Source organism: Actinocorallia sp. A-T 12471, assembly GCF_033875155.1.
In the GTDB taxonomy this organism is placed as follows: domain Bacteria; phylum Actinomycetota; class Actinomycetes; order Streptosporangiales; family Streptosporangiaceae; genus Actinocorallia.
Map to the genome: position 1 here is coordinate 225,688 of NZ_JAWZTE010000003.1, position 17,233 is coordinate 242,920.

The 17,233-nt window shown below is 71.4% G+C and carries 15 protein-coding genes; 10 read left to right on the top strand and 5 right to left on the bottom strand.

The window, feature by feature from the left end; genetic code table 11:
* Positions 1-29: 29 nt before the first annotated feature.
* Positions 30-1,259, top strand: coding sequence for an acyl-CoA dehydrogenase family protein (locus R9X44_RS10100; protein WP_319813774.1), 1,230 nt, complete (start codon positions 30-32; stop codon positions 1,257-1,259).
* A gap of 43 nt (positions 1,260-1,302) precedes the next feature.
* On the opposite strand, the gene R9X44_RS10105 is transcribed toward R9X44_RS10100, so the two are convergent.
* Positions 1,303-1,863 (bottom strand): TetR/AcrR family transcriptional regulator, encoded by a 561-nt coding sequence (locus R9X44_RS10105; RefSeq protein ID WP_319813775.1) that lies wholly within the window; start codon positions 1,861-1,863, stop codon positions 1,303-1,305.
* Positions 1,864-1,947: 84 nt separating this feature from the next.
* Between R9X44_RS10105 and R9X44_RS10110 the strand changes: the two genes are divergently transcribed.
* A complete protein-coding gene (locus R9X44_RS10110) occupies positions 1,948-3,090 on the top strand; it encodes an acyl-CoA dehydrogenase family protein (RefSeq protein ID WP_319813776.1) in 1,143 nt (380 codons plus the stop codon).
* Positions 3,091-3,097: 7 nt separating this feature from the next.
* On the opposite strand, the gene R9X44_RS10115 is transcribed toward R9X44_RS10110, so the two are convergent.
* Positions 3,098-3,682: a TetR family transcriptional regulator gene (locus R9X44_RS10115; RefSeq protein ID WP_319813777.1), complete on the bottom strand. Its 585-nt coding sequence runs from the start codon at positions 3,680-3,682 to the stop codon at positions 3,098-3,100.
* A gap of 109 nt (positions 3,683-3,791) precedes the next feature.
* Between R9X44_RS10115 and R9X44_RS10120 the strand changes: the two genes are divergently transcribed.
* The 5 genes from R9X44_RS10120 to R9X44_RS10140 all read left to right on the top strand — a co-directional run bounded on the left by R9X44_RS10120 (position 3,792) and on the right by R9X44_RS10140 (position 8,646).
* Complete coding sequence (locus tag R9X44_RS10120; protein ID WP_319813778.1) at positions 3,792-5,009, top strand: cytochrome P450; 1,218 nt, start codon at positions 3,792-3,794, stop codon at positions 5,007-5,009.
* A gap of 230 nt (positions 5,010-5,239) precedes the next feature.
* A complete protein-coding gene (locus R9X44_RS10125) occupies positions 5,240-6,022 on the top strand; it encodes an ABC transporter ATP-binding protein (RefSeq protein WP_319813779.1) in 783 nt (260 codons plus the stop codon).
* A gap of 2 nt (positions 6,023-6,024) precedes the next feature.
* A complete protein-coding gene (locus R9X44_RS10130; protein WP_319813780.1) occupies positions 6,025-6,915 on the top strand; it encodes an ABC transporter permease in 891 nt (296 codons plus the stop codon).
* Between the two features lie 44 nt (positions 6,916-6,959).
* Positions 6,960-7,973, top strand: a complete 1,014-nt coding sequence (locus tag R9X44_RS10135; RefSeq protein ID WP_319813781.1) for an isopenicillin N synthase family dioxygenase — start codon at positions 6,960-6,962, stop codon at positions 7,971-7,973.
* A gap of 1 nt (position 7,974) precedes the next feature.
* Positions 7,975-8,646 (top strand): GntR family transcriptional regulator, encoded by a 672-nt coding sequence (locus tag R9X44_RS10140; protein WP_319813782.1) that lies wholly within the window; start codon positions 7,975-7,977, stop codon positions 8,644-8,646.
* Positions 8,647-8,715: 69 nt separating this feature from the next.
* Here the strand turns inward: R9X44_RS10140 and R9X44_RS10145 are convergent, their stop codons facing one another.
* Together R9X44_RS10145 and R9X44_RS10150 are read right to left on the bottom strand one after the other, a co-directional pair.
* Complete coding sequence (locus tag R9X44_RS10145) at positions 8,716-9,987, bottom strand: FAD-binding oxidoreductase (RefSeq protein ID WP_319813783.1); 1,272 nt, start codon at positions 9,985-9,987, stop codon at positions 8,716-8,718.
* Positions 9,988-10,001: 14 nt separating this feature from the next.
* The gene (locus R9X44_RS10150) at positions 10,002-11,030 is read right to left on the bottom strand and encodes an isopenicillin N synthase family dioxygenase (RefSeq protein WP_319813784.1); all 1,029 of its coding nucleotides are present in this window, start codon (positions 11,028-11,030) and stop codon (positions 10,002-10,004) included.
* Between the two features lie 330 nt (positions 11,031-11,360).
* On the opposite strand from R9X44_RS10150, the gene R9X44_RS10155 reads away from it, so the two are divergent.
* From R9X44_RS10155 to R9X44_RS10165, 3 genes are all read left to right on the top strand, one after another.
* The gene (locus R9X44_RS10155; RefSeq protein WP_319813785.1) at positions 11,361-12,524 is read left to right on the top strand and encodes a nitrate ABC transporter substrate-binding protein; all 1,164 of its coding nucleotides are present in this window, start codon (positions 11,361-11,363) and stop codon (positions 12,522-12,524) included.
* A complete protein-coding gene (locus R9X44_RS10160; protein WP_319813786.1) occupies positions 12,521-13,849 on the top strand; it encodes an amidohydrolase family protein in 1,329 nt (442 codons plus the stop codon). Before R9X44_RS10155 ends, R9X44_RS10160 begins: the two co-directional genes overlap by 4 nt.
* Positions 13,850-13,937: 88 nt before the next feature.
* Entirely contained in the window at positions 13,938-14,561 is a 624-nt protein-coding gene (locus R9X44_RS10165) for an AAA family ATPase (RefSeq protein WP_319813787.1), read from the top strand.
* Between the two features lie 625 nt (positions 14,562-15,186).
* Here R9X44_RS10165 and R9X44_RS10170 read toward each other — a convergent pair.
* On the bottom strand, positions 15,187-16,686 hold the full coding sequence (locus tag R9X44_RS10170; protein WP_319813788.1) for an MFS transporter: 1,500 nt from the start codon (positions 16,684-16,686) through the stop codon (positions 15,187-15,189).
* Between the last annotated feature and the right edge of the window lie 547 nt (positions 16,687-17,233).

A 17,233-nucleotide genomic window follows, 5' to 3' on the forward strand; every position in this document is an offset into this window, starting at 1 on the left:
CTATCGATCGGTTTGTTCAGGAGGACAAGGTGTCCGCGTACGACCTCCCCGCCCCCTCCCCCAGGGCACGCGATCTCCACGACCGCATGATCGAGTTCATGCGGGAACGTGTACTGCCCGCGGAAGCCGAGTACCTCGCTTACCGCAAGGCCGCAGGCCCTGACGGCCACACCGTCCCGCCCGTCGTGGAGAAGCTGAAGGAGGAGGCCAAGGCCGCCGGCCTGTGGAACCTCTTCCTCCCCGACGAGTCGGGCCTCACCCAGCTGGAGTACGCGCCCATCGCCGAGCTGTCCGGCTGGAGCGTCGACATCGCCCCCGAGGCGATCAACTCCCAGGCCCCCGACACCGGCAACATGGAGCTGCTGCACCTGCTCGGCACCGAGGAACAGCGGCGCAGGTGGCTCGCCCCGCTGCTCGCCGGAGAGATCCGCTCGGCGTTCGCGATGACCGAGCCCGACGTGGCCAGCAGCGACGCCACGAACATCGCCACCCGGATCGAACGCGACGGCGACCACTACGTCATCACCGGCCGCAAATGGTGGACGACCGGCGCGATGGACCCGCGCTGCGCGGTCTTCATCGTCATGGGCAAGACCGACCCGTCCGCGCCGACGCACCGGCAGCAGACGATGATCCTCGTGCCGCGCGACACACCGGGCGTCACGGTCGTCCGGGACTATCCGGTCTTCGGCCACCACGACCAGCACGGGCACGCCGAGGTCAGGTTCGACGGGGTCCGCGTGCCGGTCGAGAACGTGGTCGGCGAGGAGGGCGGCGGGTTCGCCGCCGCCCAGGCGCGGCTCGGGCCCGGACGCATCCACCACTGCATGCGCGCGCTGGGCGCGGCCGAGCGCGCCCTCGCGCTGCTGACCGAGCGGGCCAAGGGGCGTGTCGCGTTCGGCGGGCCGCTCGCCGACCAGGGCATGGTGCAGCGGGAGATCGCCGAGTCGCGGCTGGAGATCGAACAGGCGCGGCTGCTGTGCCATCGGGCCAGCCACGTCATCGACACCTGGGGCAACAAGGCGGCGCGCGACCTCGTCGCGATGGCGAAGGTCGCGGTGCCGCGCGCGGCGACCCGCGTCATCGACCGCGCGATCCAGGTGCACGGCGGCGCGGGCGTCACCGACGTGACGCCGCTCGCCGCGATGTACGGCTGGCACCGCGCGATGCGCCTGTTCGACGGGCCGGACGAGGTCCATCTCCGCTCGATCGCCCGCGCCGAGCTGCGCCGCGAGCCGATCCTCCCGCCGCGAGCCTGACCCGCGCGGCCTGACGGGGGCCCGGACGCCCCTCCCCAGCGCGCTAGGCGGGGTTGTTCGGGCCGACGAGGAGGGTGGCGAGGGCGGCGTAGGCGGCGGAGTCGTCAAGGCCGGTCGCCGCCTTGATGTCGCCCCGATGGACCGCCTCCATGACGAGTCCGGCGACCGCGCCCGCGAAGGCGGCGTCCCGGCCGGGGACGGCGGCCAGCACAAGTCCCCTGACGCGTTCGGCGGCGATCGCCGTGTTGCGCCGGTAGATCTCGTGGGCCGGCGCGAAGGCCGTCAGATCGGCGAAGAAGGCGGGCGACGCGGCCGACAGTTCGGTGGAGATCGCACGAAGGTACGCCTCGACCCGGGCACGCGGATCACTCTCCTTGGCAAGTCTCGCCTCTACGCGTTCGGTAGCGCGCCGGAAGAACGCGCGCACCACGGCGGTGATGATCTGTTCCTTGCTCTCGGCGACCGCGTACAGGGTCGTCTTGGAGCAGCGCAGGAGCCGCGCAAGGTCGGCGACGCCGAAGTCGGCGAAGCCGCGGGTGAGGAACAGGTCGATGAGCCGTCCCGTCAGTTCCTCGCGTCTGCGCGCCCTGGCCTGCGTCTCCATGGGTCGGAAGGTACCACGACCAGTACCGGATACGATTCCTCAGTACTGATAGTGGTACCGTCCGAGGCAGCGAAAGGAGCGCAGATGCCCGCAGAACGCCTGCTTCCCTCCCCCGAGGCCGCGGACCTGATCAGCCTCACCCGTGAGCTGTGCGCCAAGGAACTGCTGCCCCGCGTGGCGGAAGCCGAGCGCGACGAGGTGTTCCCCCGCGACGTCTTCACCGTGCTCGGCCGCGCGGGACTGCTGTCGCTCCCGTATCCCGAGGAGTTCGGCGGAGGCGCACAGCCCTACGAGATCTACCTCCAGGTACTGGAGGAGATCGGGTCCGCGTGGGCGAGCGTCGGGGTGGGCGTCAGTGTGCACGCGTTGTCCTGCTTCCCCCTGTACACGTTCGGCTCTGACGCCCAGCGCGCGCGCTGGCTGCCGGACATGCTTTCGGGAGAACTCCTCGGTGCGTACTGCCTGTCGGAGGCGCACGCCGGTTCCGACCCGGCGGCCATGCGCGCCAGAGCCGTCCGTGACGGCGACGCGTACGTCCTCAACGGCGCGAAGGCGTGGACGACCCACGGCGGCCACGCCGACTTCTACACGGTCATGGCCCGCACCAGCGACGACGGCGGCCGCGGCATCTCCTGCTTCCACGTCCCCGCCGACACCCCCGGCCTTGCGTTCGACAGGCCGGAGGAGAAGATGGGCCTCACCGGCTCGGCGACGGTGACCGTCCGCCTCGAGGACGTGCGCGTCCCGGCCGACCACCTGATCGGGGCCGAGGGCCAGGGCCTTGCCATCGCGCTCGCCGCCCTGGACGCGGGACGGCTCGGCATCGCCGCCGTCGCCACCGGCATCGCCCAGGCGGCGCTCGACCACTCCGTCGCGTACGCCAAGCAGCGTGAGACGTTCGGCAAGCGCATCATCGACCACCAGGGCCTCGGCTTCCTGCTCGCCGACATGGCGGCGGCCACCGAGACGGCGAGGGCCGCCTACCTGTCGGCCGCGCGGTTCAAGGACGCGGGCCGCCCGTACGGCCGTCAGGCGTCGATCGCCAAGCTCACCGCGACCGACAACGCGATGAAGGTGACGACCGACGCCGTCCAGGTGCTCGGCGGCGCGGGCTACACCAGGGACTTCCCGGTCGAGCGGTTCATGCGCGAGGCCAAGATCACCCAGATCTTCGAGGGCACGAACCAGATCCAGCGGCTCGTCATCTCCCGGCACCTGGCGCGCTAGACGTCCGTCACAGGCCGAGGCCGCGCAGCGCGAGCCGGACGATTCCGGCGGCTGCGGCCTCGGCGTCGCCGCGCGGCTGGAGCAGATGGCTCACCATGAGCCTGATCAGCGCGTCACAGGTCTCGGTGACGTCGGCGGCGTCAAGGTGCGGGGCGAGCTCTCGGATGGGCGCAGCGAGCACCTCAGCGGCCTGCGCGACCAGCGCTCCGGCGTCGGTGGTGACGAACGGGAGCAGGCTCTCGCCGCGCTGCTCGGCGAGGATCGCGACGAGCATCCGGTGCGACGGGCCGTGCTCGAACCCGAACCTGACGGCCGCCTCGACGAGGTCGGGGACGGCGTCCACCCGCGCGGTCTGCGCGGTGAACCCGTCGATGAACCTGCCGGCCTCGCGCTGGACGAGCGCGTGGCCGATCTCCTCCTTGGTGGCGAACTCCTTGTAGAGGGTCTGCCTGCTCACCCCTACGGCCTTGGCGACCGCCGTCATCCTCACCGACGCCCAGCTCTCCCGGACGAGGATCGTGTACGCGGCGTCGATCGCGTCGTCGCGGAGCTGCCGCCGCACCCGGTGCCGGAAATCGGATGGTCCCTCCACGGATCGCACGATAACAGCGTGACATATATGCCGGGTCTGTTCGCGGTATTGACGGATTCCCGAAAAGTGTCACTCTCGGGGGAATGCCGTCCTTCGAACGGGAGTCGCCATGACCGTCCAAGCCGTCAGCTCGCCGCCCGCGGAACAGCTGTTCCTCGAGGCGATGCTGACCCCGCCCGACGCCGACACCTACGGGGCCTACCGGCGGCTGCGGGAGGCCGCGCCCGCCCTGCTCACCGCCGACGGCACGCTCGTGCTGAGCGGCTTCGACGGCTGCTCCGCCGCGCTGCGCCACCGCGCGCTGGGCAAGGGCGACGAACTGCTCGGCATGCAGTTCAGCAACGTCGCCGACGACGTCCGCGCGCTGATCAGCACCACGATCGGGGCGAGCATGCTGTTCGCCAACCCGCCCGAGCACACGCGGCTCCGTCGTCTGGTGAGCGACCAGTTCACGCCCCGGCACGTGGAGGAGCTCACGGGAATCGTCACGCGGCGCACCGACCTGCTGCTCGACCGGCTCGCCGACGCCGGGACCGCCGACTTCGTCCGCGCGTTCGCCCTCGTGCTGCCGCTCGAGGTGATCGCCGACCTGCTGGGCGTGCCGCAGGAGGACCGCGACGGGTTCCTGCCGCTGGTCCACGGCCTCGCGAAGTTCACCGACCCCGACGTCGCCCCGGACGAGCTCGCCGAGTTCGCCGGCACGGCACGCCAGCTGGTCGACTACTTCGTCGGCCTGCTCGCCCGCAAACGCCGCGAACCCGGCGACGACCTCCTCACCCGCCTCGTGACGCACGACGCGCTCACCGAGGCCGAGATGGTCTCCACCTCGCTGCTGCTGTTCGGGGCGGGCTTCGAGACGACCACGAACCTCCTCGGCAGCGGCCTCGCCGCCCTCCTGGACGACCCAGCGCTCATGCGCGCGCTGCGCGACGACCCGGGCCTCGTGCCGGGGGCCGTCGAGGAGTTCCTGCGGTACGACGCGCCCATCCAGATCGACGCCCGTACGGTCCTCGACCCTGTGACCCTGCACGGCGTCGACCTCTTGCCCGGCCAGACCGTCATCACCTTGCTCGCCGCCGCCAACCACGACCCCGGCCACTTCGTCGACCCCGGTACCTACGACTTCACCCGGGCGCCCAACGACCACCTGGCTTTCGCGGCGGGCACGCACTTCTGCCTCGGCGCGCACCTCACGCGGCTCGAAGCCCGCATCGCCTTCACGCGGCTGCTCGACCGCTTCCCTGAGATCGCGCTCGCCGGGGAGCCTGTGCGGCGGTCCGGGCTCGCATTGCGCGGGTGGGCCAAGCTCCCCGTCGCGGTCGGCTAGCGGCCAAGGATTACATTCAATCTCCGGCTCCGAAGCGCCGGAAACCGGATCAGACCGCCGATCACGGCCCGAGAAAGCCGGACCGACCCTCCGCACACAGTCCCAGCTCAATCCGCATCCGTCGCGCGCGAAACATGATGTTTACGGCGCAGGGCTTTCCAAGGTCTACATGTAATCCGTCAGACTGGCCTCACCGAGTCCGGGAGTCACACCGGAAGGAGCTGGATGCGGTGAGGTCACTGATCGACACGATGCACGGCGTGGACGCCGCACATCTGCTGCACGGGCGGCAGATCTCGGTGGACCGCGTGAGCATGCGGTACGCCACGGGGACCACCGCCCTTGAGGACGTCAGCCTGAGCGTCGCCGAAGGCGAGTTCGTCGCGATCGTCGGGCCGTCGGGCTGCGGCAAGTCGACGCTGCTGCGGCTCGCGGCCGGGCTTGAGGAGCCGACGGACGGGTCGGTCGCGCTCGGCACCGAGTCCGTCGCGTTCATCTTCCAGGACCCGACGCTGCTGCCGTGGCGGTCGGTCCGGCGGAACGTCGAACTGCTCACCCAGCTCGCGAAGCTGCCCAAGGAGGAGCGCGCGCGGCGCGTGGACGCGGCCGTCGAAGCCGTCGGCCTTACCTCCTTCGCCAAGCAGCTGCCCAAGGCGCTGTCCGGAGGCATGCGCATGCGCGTCTCGCTAGCGCGCGCGCTTGCGCTGGAGCCCGAGGTGATGCTCCTTGACGAGCCCTTCGGCGCGCTGGACGAGATGACCCGCGACGAGATGCAGTCGCAGCTGCTCGAGCTGCACCGCAGGGAGCGGTTCACCGCGATGCTCGTCACCCACTCGGTCTCCGAGGCCGTCTACCTGGCCGACCGCGTCGTCGTCATGTCGGCGCGGCCGGGCCGGATCCGCGGCGTCGTCGAGGTGGGCCTTCCGCGCGACCGCGACGGCGACATCCGCTTCGACCAGCGGTTCACCGACCGGGTCGCCGAGGTCTCGGCCCTGCTGCACGGGAAGGGCTGACCATGGCGACCACTACGAGCACTACCGCCACCGCCACCGCCGCCAAGGGCGGCCCGGGCAAGGCCGCGGTCGTCCCGGCCGTCAAGGGCCCGTCCGGCCCGCGAGCCGGTAGGAGCCCGCTGCGCCGGGCGCTGGTACCCGTCCTGTCCGTGCTGATGGGCTTCGCCGGTTGGTACGCCGTCAGCTATCTGCTGCTGTCGCCGGACCGCAGGTTCCTGCTTCCGCCGCCGCACGAGGTGCTGACGGAGTCGCTGCTGAACCCCGACCGGCTCCAGCCGATGCTCGAGGCCCTCGCCGTCACCGCGCGGCACACCGCGCTCGGCCTCGCCGCCTCGACCGTCATCGGGGTCGTCGCGGGCATCCTGATGAGCCGGTCGCGCACCGTCGAGCAGGTCGTGTTCCCCTACGCGGTGATGCTCCAGGTGATCCCGGTGCTCGCGCTCGTGCCGCTCATCGGCATCTGGTTCGGCTACAGCTCGTTCTCGCGGACGATCGTGTGCACGATCATCTCGCTGTTCCCGATCATCACCAACACCCACTTCGGGATGCGGTCGATCGACCGGAGCCTGCACGAGATGTTCACGCTCGGCCGCGCGTCGGGGCCGCGCAGGCTGATCAGCCTCGAGCTGCCCGCGGCGCTCCCGTCGATCCTGACGGGGCTGCGGGTCGCGTCCGGGCAGGCGGTCGTCGGCGCGATCATCGGCGACATGTTCTTCGCCCAGGGCGAAGCGGGCATCGGCACACTTCTCGCCTCGTTCCAGGCGCAGCTGCGCTCACACGACATGGTCGCGGCGATCTTCCTCGCCTCACTCTTCGGCGTCGCCGTCTTCGGACTGTTCGCGCTCATCACGCGCCTGGCCGTCGGACGGTGGCACACCTCGGGCTCCCGCTGACGCGCGAGCCCGCTCACCCGGCAAGTCCCACGAAAGCAGGAGCATTGACCACCGACTACTCGCTCGCCGAACTCGACAAGGAAGCCCGGATGGGCGGCATGGGCGTGGAGACGTCCGACCGGGCGATCCCGGTCGTCGACCTCACCGACTTCGCCGCGCGCAAGGCCGAGATCACCGAGGAGCTGTGGCGGGCCGCCACCGAGATCGGCTTCTTCCAGCTCACCGGGCACGGCATCGAGCCCGAGCTGATCGACCGCGCCTTCGCCGAGGCCGAGCGGTTCTTCGCCCTGCCCGAGGACGTCAAGGCCGAGGTGCCGCTGGTGAAGGCGTTCAACGCGGGCTGGGAGTCGCAGTCGCAGGTGCGGCCGTCGATCGGCACGCCGGACCGCAAGGAGTCCTACCAGATCACCCGCCCGCACATGGCCGAGCTGTGGCCGCGCGAGGAGGTGCTCCCCGGCTTCCGCGAGTTCTCTTTGGGCTTCGAGGCGCGCTGCTGGGAAGTGGCCATGCGGGTGCTGTCCTGCTTCGCCGACAAGCTCGGCTTCGACACCGACTTCTTCGCCGGCGCACATGACCCGTCGAGCGAGAACTACGCCTCGACGCTGCGTATGATCCACTACTTCGGGCTGCCCGAGGACTACCGTCCCGACCCGCGCGTATGGCGGGCCGGAGCCCACACCGACTTCGACTGCCTCACCCTCCTGTTCCAGCGCGACGGCCAAGGCGGCCTCCAAGTATGCCCCGGCCGTGACGCCGAAGCCGAGGAGTGGACCCCGGTACCGCCGTCGTCGGACGCGATCACCTGCAACATCGGCGACATGCTCATGCGCTGGAGCGACGACCAGCTCGTATCCAACTTCCACAGGGTGCGCATGCCCGTCGAGGGCGAGTACGCGGGGCCGCGTTACAGCATCCCGTTCTTCGCGCAGGCCAACCGTGACGTCCTCATCGAGGGTCCCGGCCGCAAGTACGAGCCGATCACCGCGGCGGAGTACCTGAGGCGAAGGGTCACCGCGAACTACGATGAGCGGCCGGGGCCCGCCGCGTCTGGAGGATGAAGTGGTCGCTAGCGACAACGGCGAGCTGCTCACGGACACCGTCTACCAGCGGCTCGCCGAGCGGATCTTCTCCGGCGAGCTGCCTCCGGGCGCGCCCTTGAGCGTCCCGGCTCTGGCGGTTGAGCTGAACGTGAGCCGGAGCCCCGTACGCGAGTCCGTTCAGCGGCTCATCTATGACGGGATCGCCGTGCACACCCCGTACGCGGGGGCGAAGGTCGCCGCGATGGACGAGGAGTCGATCTTCGACGTCATGCGGGTGCGCGAGGTGCTCGACGGCCTCGCCGCCCAGGAGGCGACGGTACGGATCGGCGACGAGGGCCTGCGCGTCCTCGCCGAGATCGTGGAGCGGCAGAGCGAACTGCTCGAGGGCGCGCCGGACCCGCAGGCCGAGGCCGCGCTCGACCTCGAGTTCCACACCGCGATCCGGGCCGCGTCCGGCAACGCCGCGCTGCGCGACGCGCTGCACCGGCTCGACGCGCGCGCCCACCTGTACCGCTCGGGCATGTGGTCGGTGCAGCGCAACCGCGAGCACGCGCTCGCCGAGCACCGGGCGATCCTTTCCGCGCTGGACGCGGGCGACGCCGTCGCCGCGCAGGCCACCGCGACGGCCCACGTCGCGGCCCTGACCGTCCGCATGAAGCGCTGGCTCGCCGCCACCCGCCCGACGCCCTGACGCCGCCGCAAACGCCGCTCAGCTCGGCCACCAGCCCACGACGGCATGGGTGGCCGGGCCAGAGGGGGGTCAGCGGGTGGGCGGGGCGCTGAGGAGGTTGTGGGGGTCGGTCGCGCGGCGCAGGGACGTGGACGCGGGGGTGTCCGCGGGGTCGCCGGTGATGAGGGTCATGCCGTAGGACGCGCAGACCGTGCGCAGCTCGTCCAGGGGACGCGGGCCCGGCTCGGTGACGGGCGGGAAGCCGAGACAGCGTACGCCGCCCTGCCTTGTGCGCTGGAGTTCCAGGTGGCTCAGGTAGACGCCCGAAGGACGGCCCGACGACGCCCGCACCTGCGCGAGGAACCTCTCCCGCTCCCCCGCCGCGTACTCCGCACGCACCCATGACGGGGGCTTACGCGATCCCGAAGGCCACAGATGGTGGTGGCTGTACGGCAGGCGTGTGTCGTCATCGGGCCAGGACATGAGGAGGCCGCCGTGCCGGGCGGCGAGGGCGAGGAGTTCGTCGACGGCCGAGGAGTCGATCCACACGAGCGCGACGGGCCCGTCCGGGCACAGGTCGGAAGCCGACGTCGGCAGCGAGTCCGAGGGGTCGCCGTGTAGGGAGACCATCCGTGCGCCGAGGCCGCTTTCGACCACGTCCCAGCCGAACCGGCAGCACGCGTCGAACGTCGTGAAGACCCCGCAGAACGCGGTGTAGCCGCGCGCGGGGACGAGCCGCAGCTCGATCCGGGTGAGGATGCCGGACGCGCCGCGCGCTCCCAGCACCGCGGCGACCTCCTCGCCCTCCAGCCGGATCAGCCTGGGCTCCTCCTCGACGGTCAGGAGCTCGACCGCGAGCACGTTGCCGTCGGCGAGCTCGCCGTGCGAGGCCGAGCCGAGACCGCCCGCGCCGCCGCTCACGAAGCCCGAGGCGGTCGCGACGTCCCGGGTGGCGGGGAGGACCGCGAGCTCCTGGCCGGTGCCGCGAGCTGCCTCGTCAGCGGCCCGCAGCACGGTTCCCGGCAGGACGGCGATCCGGCCCCGGCCGACCTCGATGACCCCCGAGACCCCGCGCACGTCGACCGCGACACGTCCCACGGGCGCGCGGCCCCGCCGCGCCGGGCGGCGGGGTCCGGTGCCCGCGCCGCGCAGCGCGAGGGGGACGCGGTGGCGGGCGGCGACGGCGGCGATCCCGGCGAGGTCGTCGACGGAGCGCGGCCTGGCCACCGCGGTGAACGCCGCCTCCGTGACGCCGACGGCCGACGCCCTGAGGTAGCGGGCGACGTCGTCGGGGCCGCTGACGACCCGGCCGGGGCCGAGGAGGTCTTCAAGCGCGCGGAGGAGGCGCGGGGAGAGGGTCATGGGCGGGGTCCTGCCTAGCGCGCGGCGCGAACGCGTTCGGCCTCGCGCAGGCCGGGGTCGGCGAGCGCGCCGCCCTTCAGCCCGGCGACCTTCATCGCGATGTTCTCCGCGACGGTGATCGGCGGGTAGCCGGGCGACGCGGTGTCGGCGCAGCCGGGCAGCGCCTCGATGACGGCGTCGTGGTCGCCGTCGAAGAAGAACGCGGCCGAGCGGCGGCGGACGATCGTGCCGTCCACGACCGGCGGGTCGACCCGGTGGACCGTCGACATCCAGCGGTCGTTCGTCCAGCGGGCCATCGCGTCGCCGAGGTTCACCAGGAACGCGCCTTGCGCGGGCTGTACGTCGTGCCAGACGCCGTCGGAGTCGAGGACCTGGAGGCCGGGCACCTGGTCGGCCCACAAGACGGTGAGGATGCCGAAGTCGGTGTGCGCGCCCATCCCCAGGATCTCCCCGGCGACCTCGCCTTCGGGCAGCGCGTAGTTGTTCATCTTGAGGGCGTCGATGGAGTGGCCCGTCATGGAGTCGAAGTAGCCCAGCGGAAGGCCGAGCGCGTCGGTGAAGACCCGCAGCAGGACCCGGGACAGGGCGGTGACCTGGGCGAAGTAGGCTTCGACGGCAGGACGGAAGTCAGGGGCGGCGTCCGGCCACGTGTTGTCCGCGTAGCTCGCCTCGGGCAGCGTGAGGCCGGGGTACCAGGACCGCTCACTGCCGACAGTGAAGGACTCGTAGAAGTCGTTCATGGCGGTCTCGATGCCGAGGCTGCGGCTCAGGGACTCCGACTTGGGGGGCGAGTAGCCGCGATTCTCCCCGGGCCGCCGGTAGGGCTTCTTGGCCTCCAGGGGGAGGCCGAAGAACGCGTCGAGGGCGTCGGCGAGTCCTTCGGTCGCCGCGACGGGCACGCCGTGGCCGGTGATCTGGAGGAAGCCGACCTCGCGGCAGGCGCGGTCGAGTTCGGCGGCGACGCGGGCGCACGCGGGGTCGTTGCCCGCGTGGGCGCCGGGCGCGAGGTAGGGGCTGACGTCGAGGACGGGCACCGCGAACATAAGCGGCCTTTCTTCTCGGAAGTCCTGGCTCGGGGTCCGGCGGTACGGCTCGCGCCCGGTCCGGTGGAATCCGGGTTACATGTAATCCCGGTTTCCAAGGGGAAGCCTGCGCTCTCTCTATGACGTCCATGTAACACGAGGTTACGATCGCGTGCGTTTTCCGGGGATCTTTCTCGTGAGCGGACATTTAACGGCAGCGACACAAACTCATGTTTACATGCAATCCATACCGGACCTCACACCCGGACCTCACGCCGAGTCCCCACTCCGTGAGAACCCCCGCCAAAGCGTCCGTCCCGCAGAGGATGGCGGCGAGAGAGCGAGCTGCACATGATGAAGAGGTTCACGGCGATCCTGGCGGCCGGCGCGGTCGGCGCGCTCGCGCTGACCGGCTGCGGCGCGGACGAGGCCGCCGACGACGCCCCCGCGGCGGCCCTCGAGGCCGCCCCCGAGGCCCAGAACCTCGCGGGCGCCTGCCCGGCCAAGGTCGTCGTCCAGCTCCAGTGGCAGCCGCAGTCCGACATGGGCGCGATGTTCGGCCTGCTCGGCCCGGACGCCAAGGTCGACGCCAACGCCAAGTCGATCAGCGGCTCCCTGGTCGCCCAGGGCAAGGACACCGGCGTCGACCTCGAGCTGCGCGCGGGCGGACCCGCCATCGGCTTCCAGTCCGTGCCGTCCCAGATGTACGTGGACCAGGACATCACCCTCGGCCTCGTCCACGGCGACCAGCTCGTCGCCGCGTCCGGCGAACAGCGCGTCATCGGCGTCAGCCCGCTGCTGTCGCACAGCCCCGCGATCCTGCTGTGGGACCCCGCCACGTTCCCCGACTGGAAGACCATCGGGGACATCGGGAAGTCCGACGCGGCCGTCGTCGTCTCCAAGGGCCAGTACTACCCGGCGTGGCTCGTCGCGCAGGGACTGCTGAAGAAGTCGCAGATAGACGAGAGCTACGACGGCTCACCCGCCCGCTTCGCCAGTCGTCCGGACATCGCCCTCCAGGGCTACGCCAACTCGGAGCCTTACACCTTCGAGAAGCAGACGCCTGCGTGGAACAAGCCGGTCGCGTACCAGCTCCTCAAGGACGCGGGCTACGACACCTACGCGGCGAACGTCTCCGTACGCGCCGACAAGCTCGACGCCCTATCGCCCTGCCTGGAGAAGCTCGTACCGATCATCCAGCAGAGCGGCGTGGACTACATCACCTCCCCCGACGCGGTGAACAAGGTCATCACCGACATGGTCGCCGACGTCGTGTCCTTCAGCCCGTACAGCGAGGGCGAAGCCGCCTACAGTGCCAAGCTGCTCAAGGACGAGGGCCTGCTCGCCAACGAGGCGGACGGCTCCCTCGGCACCTATGACGCCGAACGCGTCAACGCGCAGGTGGAGATGCTGACCCCGGTCCTCAAGGGCGCTGGCGTCAAGGTGCCCGGCGACCTGAAGCCCGAGGACTTCTTCACCGACAGGTTCACCGACCACAAGATCGGCGTGAAGTGACCGCATCGACAACCCCGGGCGCCGTCGTCGACGCCACCGTCTACACCGGCGGCGCCTGGGTCCCCCACCAGGACATCCTGTTCGTTGACGGGACCGTCAGCGAGATCCGCGACCATGTGCCGGGAACGTCCGGGATCGACGGGTCGGGGGCGCACGTCGTCCCCGGGTTCGTGAACACCCACACGCACCTTCAGCAGACGCTCATGCGCGGTGTGGGCGAGGGGCTGCCCTTGCTGACCTGGCTTCTGTCGGTCGCCGAGGACACCGTCGCGCTCACCCCTGAGCAGGCATACCTCGCGGCCGCGTCCGGGGCGTTGGAGGCGCTGCGCAGCGGGACGACGACCCTTGTGGAGCACATGTGGCCGTCGCCTTCGGCGGAGCTGCACGACGCCGTCATGCGGGCGTTGGAGGACGTCGGCGTACGCGTCGTGTTCGGGCGCGGCGTAACGGACCGGGTGGACGCGACGCGCAAGTGGGGATCGGACCCCCGGCTCGTCCAGCCGCTTGACGAGGCGCTCGCGCACACCGACGAGCTCGCCGCCCGCGCCGCCAAGGGCGACGGACGGATCAGCATGGCCCTCGCCGTCCCCAACCCGCGCTGCCTCACCCCGGAGGGCATGGCGGCGGTCCGGGCGTTCGCCGAGGCCAGGGACATGACCGTCTCCATCCACCTGCTGGAGACCACCACCGACGACGACATGTGCCGCGCCCACACGGGGCTCGGGGCCGTGGACTTCCTCGAGGCGTCCGGCTTCCTCTGGGACCGGCTCCTCGCCGTCCACTGCGTCGAACTGTCCCCGGAGGGGATGGCGAAGCTCGCCGCGCGCGGCGTCGCGGTCTCCTACAACCCGGTGAGCAACATGCGGCTCGGCAGCGGCGTCGCGCCGGTGCCGGCGATGCTTGCGGCCGGCCTCGGCGTCGGGCTCGGGGTCGATGGGGCCGCGAGCAACGACACCCAGGACATGCTCGAGTCCCTGCGGATGGGCTCGTATGTGCAGCGTGCCTTCCACCGGAGGGCCGACCTCCTGCCTGCGGCGGAGATGCTGGACATCGCCTTCTCCGGGGCCAACCGGGTGCTCGGGCTCCCGGACTCGTCCGGAGGCGTCGCCCTTGGGGCTCCCGCCGACCTCACCCTTGTGCGGTTCCCGAGGGACTTCGCTGTGCTGCCCGTACGGGACCCGTCGGCTTCGCTGCTCACGACGGGGACACCGCGGCTTGTGGACACGGTGCTGGTCGGCGGCGAGGCCGTCATCGTCGACGGGCGCAGCACGCGGCTGGACGAGGCCGATCTCGCCGCGCGGATCCTCGCGCTGAACCCGTCCTGACCTGCGCGCGGACGGTCCGGACTGGTTTTGTCAGACCCGGTCTGTAGCGTCGTCATCACCAGAAGTCAGATTCGCCAGGAGGCTTCCCATGACGACCTTGATCGTGGTGTCCGGTCCGCCCGCGTCAGGCAAGACGGCGCTCGCCCGCGAGCTCGCACTGCGGCTCGCCGTGCCCTACTACGGGCGCGACGTCATCCAGGAGGCACTGTTCGACGGCCTCGGCTGGTCCGACCGCGCCCACTCCCGCGAGCTCGGCCGCGCGTCGGTCACCGTCCTGTTCGCGATGCTCCGCGAAGCCCTCTTGGCGGGCGCGGACTGCGTCGCGGAGTCCAACTTCCGCCGCTCGATCTCCTGCCCCGACCTCCGCGCCCTGCTCGAAGAGACCGGCGCGCGTGCCGTCCAGGTGCAGTGCGGCGCGCGCGGCGACGTCCTGCTCGACCGCTTCACCGCCCGCGCGGCGAGCCCGGAACGACATCCGGGCCACCGCGACACCGCGAACATCGAGGAGTTCCGCGCCGAACTCCTCGCGGGCTCCTACGCGCCCCTCGACATCCCCGGCCCCCTCATCACCCTCGACACCACCGACTTCACAGCACTCGACCTCACCGCCATCACCACCCAGCTCAACACCCTCATCCGCGACGACGCCCCACCGCTCACCTCCCTCAGCGGCGAGCGACCACAGACCCCGCTCACGCCGCACGCCCGGTGACCACCGGGCATGCGGGTCACCCGCCACGCGACCTCCCCTGACACGACCTCCCCTGAGCAGAAAGGCAACGCGCGCAAGGTCGAGCCGGGCGGTGCGGGTCGCCCTGGGCGCGAACTCTCCGGGCAGAAGGGCGATGTCCGGGAGGTCGAGCCGAGTCGCACGGGCTTGGGGAGCGGGCTTTCGGCTGGCCGGGAAGCGAAGTCCGTGAGATCAAGGTGGGCGCTTGCGTGTGGACTCTTGTCGGGGAAGCCAACGCGCGTGAGGTCGCGTCCGGGGTGCGGGGTGCTCGGGTGTGGACTCTTGTCTGGGAAGCCAACGCGGGTGAGGTCGCGTCCGGGGTGCTCGGGTGTGGACTCTTGTCGGGGGAGGCGACGCGCGTGAGGTCGCGTCCGGGGTGCGGGGCGCCCTTGGCGGGGACGTCGCGGTGGTGAGGGCGTTCTGGTTGCGGGTCTCGGGTTCCCTGCCCAGGCAGCGCGCGCCGCCCGGGACGTTGCGGTGGTGAGGGCGTTCCGGTTGCGGGGGCCGTGCCTCCTGGGGAGTCGGGGAGTGTGAGGTGGGTCAGTTGGGGTGGGGTGGTCAGTTGGACTGTCGGGTTAGTTGGACTGGGTTAGTTGGGGTAGGGGGGTTAGTTGGGGTGGGGGCGGTGGAGGGCGACTAGGAGGGCTGAGGCGGTGACGAGGAGGACGCCGAGGGCGGCGTAGGTCTGGAGGCCGTGGGTGATGGCGTTGTGAACGGCGGTGAGGAGGGCGTGGCCTGCTTCACCGGCTTGGGCGGCGGCCGCGAGGCCGTCGGGGACGCCTGATTTGGCGGCGTGTTCGGCGTCGGCGGGCAGGCCCGCGCCGTCGAGGGAGCGGCGGTAGACAAGGACGCTGATCGCGCCGCCTGCCGCGAGGCCGAGGGCCGCGCCGAGTTCGCCGCCTACCTCCTGGGCGGCTGCTGCCGAGCCCGCGCGGTCGGCGGGGGCGGACGCGATGATGAGGTCGCTCACCAGCGCGAACGCCGCGCCCTGGCCGAGCCCGACCAGGGCGAGCGCGGCGACCAGCACCGGCAGGGGCGCGGCCACACCCGCGGCGACGGCCACCAGGACGCCGCCGAACGCCGCGACGCCGAGCCCTCCGGCGACGACGGCGGCGGGGCGGAACCGTCCGGCGAGGCCGGGTCCGAGCAGCGCGCCGCCGACGTTCACGACGACGTAGGGCAGCGTCCAGAAGCCCGCGCGCAGCGGGGAAAGGCCCTCGACCCACTGGAGGTACTGGGTGAAAAGGTAGAAGACGCCGACGATGGCGATGCCGGAGAGCAGCAGCGCGGTCAGCGACGCCGACACGCGCCGGTCGGCCAGCAGCGCGAGGTCGAACAGCGGGTCGCGCAGCTTCCGCTGCCGCCGCACGAACAGCAGCAGGGCGGCGCACCCGGCGGCGGCGAACGCGACGCCTTCGGGCGCGGACTCGCCGGCCGCGAGTTCCTGCAGCCCGTAGACCAGCGCGAGCATGCCCGCGACGGACAGCGCAACGCTCGGCGCGTCGAGCGGGGCAGTGCCGCCCGGGCGCGGGTCGGGCAGCAGCGCGCGCCCGGCCGCGAGCAGCAGCACGACCGGCGGCACGCCGAGCAGGAACACCGACCCCCACCAGAAGTGCGCGAGCATCCACCCGCCAACGAGCGGCCCGAGCGCCCCGCCTACCGAGAACGCGCTGAACAGCAGCGCGATCGCGAACCTGCGCCGCCTGTCGTCGGCGAACATCGCCCGCACCAGCGTGAACAGCGACGGCATCAGCGTCGCCCCCGCCACCCCGAGCAGCCCTCGCGCGACGATCAGCGTCTCCGCGTTCGGCGCGAACGCCGCCGCGACCGACAGCACCCCGAACGCCGCGCTCCCCCCGAGCAGCAGCCTGCGCGGCCCCACCCGATCGCTGAGCCGCCCCATCGTCACAAGGAACCCGGCGATCGTGAACCCGTACGCGTGCACGATCCACAACGCCTGCGTGGCACTGGGCCTGAGCTCCGCACTGACCGTGGGCATCGCAAAGAACAAAACCGTCAAATCCATCGCCAACACCACCATCGGCAACACCAACAACCCAAACCCCCACCACCCCCTAGTCCCCAAGCCCCTGTTCCCCACGCTCATAACCCCTCCCCAGGCCAAGTTCCATTACATACCCGAACGTAACGAAACCGGCCGCCGAACACCACCCCCAATCCCAAAAACCCAAAGCCTCACCCCAAGCCCCCACCCGCCAAGACCCCTACGCCCCGCCCCCTCCGCCCACCCTCCACGCCTACACACCTCCCACCCCCACATCCCCCGCTCACTCCCCCACTCCCTGCACCCTCCTCCCGCGCTCCGTGTCCGCGCACTCCCACCCGCACATTCCTCACGCGCACCTCACCCCCCTCGCCCCACCGCCCTCACCCCACCCCACCCCACGCCCCGCACCCCACGCCCCGCACGCTGCGCCAGCGCTCCGTGTCCGCACACCCCCACCCGCACATTCCCCACGCGCACCCACACCCCGCACGCTGCGCCAGCGCTCAGTGTCCGCACACTCCCTCCTCGCGCGCACCCCTACCCCGCACGCTGCGCCCGCTCCGTCTCCGCGCACTTCCGCCTGCACGTTCCCCGCTCGTTCCCACTTCGCGTGCCCGCCCACGTTCGCCGCTCGCTTCCACTTCGT

Coding starts and splice junctions, on each gene's coding strand:
- R9X44_RS10145 (WP_319813783.1), bottom strand. CDS start 9,987: ATGACCCTCTCCCCGCGCCTCCTCCGCGCGCTTGAAGACCTCCTCGGC.
- R9X44_RS10110 (WP_319813776.1), top strand. CDS start 1,948: ATGCCCGCAGAACGCCTGCTTCCCTCCCCCGAGGCCGCGGACCTGATC.
- R9X44_RS10150 (WP_319813784.1), bottom strand. CDS start 11,030: ATGTTCGCGGTGCCCGTCCTCGACGTCAGCCCCTACCTCGCGCCCGGC.
- R9X44_RS10165 (WP_319813787.1), top strand. CDS start 13,938: ATGACGACCTTGATCGTGGTGTCCGGTCCGCCCGCGTCAGGCAAGACG.
- R9X44_RS10155 (WP_319813785.1), top strand. CDS start 11,361: ATGATGAAGAGGTTCACGGCGATCCTGGCGGCCGGCGCGGTCGGCGCG.
- R9X44_RS10170 (WP_319813788.1), bottom strand. CDS start 16,686: ATGAGCGTGGGGAACAGGGGCTTGGGGACTAGGGGGTGGTGGGGGTTT.
- R9X44_RS10105 (WP_319813775.1), bottom strand. CDS start 1,863: ATGGAGACGCAGGCCAGGGCGCGCAGACGCGAGGAACTGACGGGACGG.
- R9X44_RS10130 (WP_319813780.1), top strand. CDS start 6,025: ATGGCGACCACTACGAGCACTACCGCCACCGCCACCGCCGCCAAGGGC.
- R9X44_RS10120 (WP_319813778.1), top strand. CDS start 3,792: ATGACCGTCCAAGCCGTCAGCTCGCCGCCCGCGGAACAGCTGTTCCTC.